Raw genomic sequence first — 3,624 nt, forward strand, 5'->3', positions numbered from 1 at the left:
ATCACATTTAATGGCTGCTTTATGGCGTAAAAGGGATTGGACGAACATTGCGTAAATCATTAGCCTCGGTTAAATCAGATGAAGCACCCTTATTCCAATCAGGAAATGATTCACTTTGTCCACGACGTTTCCATTCAAAATATGCACCTAAGAGATACACTCCATGATCATAGGTTTTTAAAGTAGACATTATTTGCTCTCCTTGAACCATAAACCATTATTTGCTAATCCATTATAAAGGATCCCTTCTCCTGACATGGCACCATGTGAGAAAGCACTCCATGACCACACTTTATCCTCGATACGATCAACAATAGTGACATAAGTCATTTTACTCAGTGCACTATAATGTGCATCCTTCCCTAAAATTTGTGCGGGAACAAAATCATCAACCATCTGTTTTACGGTTCCTTTTTCTATATCAAAAAAGAATCCAAAAGAAGGATTAGATCCCCAAGCATAACGACCAGTTGGACTAATCGATCTTATGTCTAATTTTCTTTGTTCTCTAGGTAATGATTTTGAAGACTTTAGCAAAACGCCTTCATTTGATATCAAATTAAGTTTATACACACCATAAACATTTAAACTAACTAACGTATCATCTGTGATTTTAGCGAAGCTACTAAATTGAAAATTAACCTCACTAATCTCTCCCGTCTCTGAATCCCAACGAGCATAACTGTTTATAGCGTCATCAAAATACAAATAACGACTGTCTTCCGACCAAAACATATCAAGTGGCGAGGTGAATTTATGCATATTCGAAACCTTACCTGTTTTTAAATCATACACACTTTTATGACCACCAGAGCCAGCCCAAGCGACGTAGCGATTATTTGGCGAACGAGTTAAATTTCGCACCGCCGTTAAATCTATGGTTGCATCCGTCACCAAACGTAAATCAGTACCATCAGTTTTCATGCTCCAAATTTTAAGCCCGCTTTCATACTCATCTTTTGAGCTTGAGTTCGCCCATGCAAATTGAAAACGCGGTAAATCGTATGAGCTGGCATCATTAAGATCTTCTTTTGGCCACTCTTTGGCTTTTTCAACAAAGTAACGTGGAAAGTCTTGATACATTACTTTTAATTCTTTTTTTCGCCCAAACGCCGCATGTTCACTGCTTTCCATGATGTAATAGTTATTCTCACCCACATAGGTACGATCTGGGTGTTGTTCAGCCCTTAATTGAGCTGCTTCTGCTGCCACACTTTCAGGGTCATTGCACCCCATTAAAGTGATGCTAAATAGTGCAAATAATAGTATTTTTTTCATTGTTCTAGCCTATTAATTCTGAAATTTTAATTTTTGTTTTCAAAACGGATAATTCGTATTCTGTTGTCCCTAAGTCAGCACTCGCGCCGCGAAGAATATCCACTTCTTCAACTTCTTTTGGCCAACCAGAAAAAGGGAGATTTAAGAAGCCTTCATCATCAGCTTTTGCTTGCCTGAAGTAGACTTTCTGTGACCATTCTTCCTCTTCATTTCTCAACATAAAGAAATCATCAGGTTGGTCTGTCGTGCTGCAAATTCGGTAACGTAATATGATTTGATTTTTTGGTGGCATCACAGTGATTGCTGCAATGTTGCTATCACTTTGCTTATTGATTAATTCTGAACCAAAAACTGAATTATCAACTATAGGTAACTTGTAGATACCATCCCCTTCAAATACTTGCTGCTTGCTATAAACAGACATTTCATCAGTGGATACAGCGATATTAATATAATCAGCCTCTAGTGCATTAATGTCATTTTCATTCAATGATCGTTGGCTATAATAGACATAACAATCGGTTTGCTGTTGACCTAATATTTTATAAGGTATCCAAATATGAGGCATGGGGTGACTTATTCGTTTCGTACTACTTGAACCATCATCTTTTGCTGGACTTTCATGTGTCGGTAGGCGTATTTCATCGCAATCAAAATCTACAAATTTTAAAGTAACCTCTTCTTCTCCTAAATCAAATACTCTTGCTTGTTCACATAGATCAAGCTCACCAGAAAAAACTTTTTTCCCTTGTTGATACAATTCAAATCGTTCAAAGGAAACATTGGCATCTGGTAGAAATTCAGAACCTGTAATATTTACATGATAAGATTTTGACGACTCTTTATTGTCGTCTTGACGGTAACATTCACAAAAATACCCTTTTTTATTAACAGCAATTTCTCGCCATACTTCCCCCTTCCAAACGACATAAAAGAAGCCAGTTTGATATAACGAGTGCATCGCCCCTTGTTTCTTCATTGGAACCACTGGCACTAATACATTATCCCACTCTGCCATTTCTGTTTCTTTGGTAACAGGGGATAATGATTTACTCAGTAACAGGTTTATCTCTTTAGCAGAGTTCATACTTGGTAGCGTCAAATATAAAGATCGGTCTATGTCATCCAAATAGGTAAACTCAACTAAACTCCTATGTGCATTTTTACTGTCTTTTTTCGGTTTTAATGTCTTTTCATTTATGTTTTTCAATTTTGAAATGGATATAGAACCAGCGTTATTTGGCCATTGTCCCGCAAACTCTATGACGATTTTATTATCGTTCTTTTTTTCTGTCATTGGGATGATAGATGAGGCCGTGGTGCTAACATTGAGTAACGTCGGTTTTACTTTTATACGGGACCCTGTGATTGAGGGATTAACAACTTTATCAATGCGTTGTTGAAGACCTGTCCCTTTAGCTAGATGTAATTCATCTATACTTCGTTGTTGGTTCAGTAAAGATAATGCAACCCACTCTCCGCTCTCAACTAATTGACGAATACTCCGTACCACACGTGAAAGTCCTTGTGGATCAGAAGTAGCAATATGGCGTTGTAGATTAATGGGCAAAGAAGCGTTTAAAGCTTGTAGACTGGTAAAGCGATTAAGGTGAACATGTAGCTCATTAGGCGTAAGAATATATTGTAATTCTTTTTTTGTAAGTAACCGGCCAGGGATCAGTTTAAATTGGCAGAGCATCTGTGTCTCCACATTCAATGTATTGAAGGTATCTAATAATAAATTTGCCTATTATATAAATATGAATAGGTTCCTCAGTCAAACTCTATTCCCTTTCACTCTTAACTTCCTAGGTCGACGTCTCTTGTTTTTGTAAGTCTCCAACCTCTTAATTACATTTAAAATTACTTATTTTATTTAAAACAAAAAACGGCCCAACAAAGGACCGTTCAACTCACTACAATAATATAAAAAGCCTAGCCTAACTGGTCACAACCTTATTTTCATTGGTGATATTAACAGATGTTAATCTAGCGAATATAAACACCAAAGTAACAAAACTGACTAAAGCCTAGATCCCAATAAACTGAGTTGAGAATAAATAAAATCCATCAGCTAATGTATACTTTCCTGAACAATCATTTATCCTCCTTGATAAATGCACCATTATTTGCAAAACCGTTGTATAACCATGAAAGTGTGGCTGAGTGACCAGAGCAGATTTGTCCCCAATGCTGAGTCTGAGCAAATAATTTTTTATCAATTGTTAATTTATATTGTCTTGCACTGCCAGCAGAAGCTGAACGAACGTAATCGGCGTTAAGCCCTAAGACATCAAAAAATCGGTATTGGCTTTTTTTCTTTGGATCCTTTTTTTCTAATTTAAC

General features: G+C 36.7%; 3 protein-coding genes and 1 pseudogene. All 4 read right to left on the reverse strand.

Annotated elements, in window-relative coordinates; translation table 11 throughout:
• Positions 1 to 19 precede the first annotated feature (19 nt).
• The gene (locus tag A6E03_RS20315) at positions 20 to 190 is read right to left on the reverse strand and encodes a hypothetical protein (protein ID WP_176703505.1); all 171 of its coding nucleotides are present in this window, start codon (positions 188 to 190) and stop codon (positions 20 to 22) included.
• On the reverse strand, positions 190 to 1,278 hold the full coding sequence (locus tag A6E03_RS18265) for a hypothetical protein (protein WP_065601465.1): 1,089 nt from the start codon (positions 1,276 to 1,278) through the stop codon (positions 190 to 192). The genes A6E03_RS20315 and A6E03_RS18265 overlap by 1 nt, the downstream gene beginning before the upstream one ends.
• Before the next feature lie 4 nt (positions 1,279 to 1,282).
• The gene (locus A6E03_RS18270; protein ID WP_065601466.1) at positions 1,283 to 2,977 is read right to left on the reverse strand and encodes a hypothetical protein; all 1,695 of its coding nucleotides are present in this window, start codon (positions 2,975 to 2,977) and stop codon (positions 1,283 to 1,285) included.
• Positions 2,978 to 3,375: 398 nt separating this feature from the next.
• Positions 3,376 to 3,624, reverse strand: a pseudogene (locus tag A6E03_RS18275) (hypothetical protein); the annotation flags it as partial.

The sequence above is a fragment of the Aliivibrio sp. 1S128 genome (assembly GCF_001691065.1).
In the GTDB taxonomy this organism is placed as follows: Bacteria; Pseudomonadota; Gammaproteobacteria; order Enterobacterales; family Vibrionaceae; genus Aliivibrio.

What these genes read in the sequence shown, in the direction of transcription:
- A6E03_RS18270 (WP_065601466.1), bottom strand. Translation starts at nt 2,977, where the DNA reads ATGCTCTGCCAATTTAAACTGATCCCTGGCCGGTTACTTACAAAAAAA.
- A6E03_RS18265 (WP_065601465.1), bottom strand. Translation starts at nt 1,278, where the DNA reads ATGAAAAAAATACTATTATTTGCACTATTTAGCATCACTTTAATGGGG.
- A6E03_RS20315 (WP_176703505.1), bottom strand. Translation starts at nt 190, where the DNA reads ATGTCTACTTTAAAAACCTATGATCATGGAGTGTATCTCTTAGGTGCA.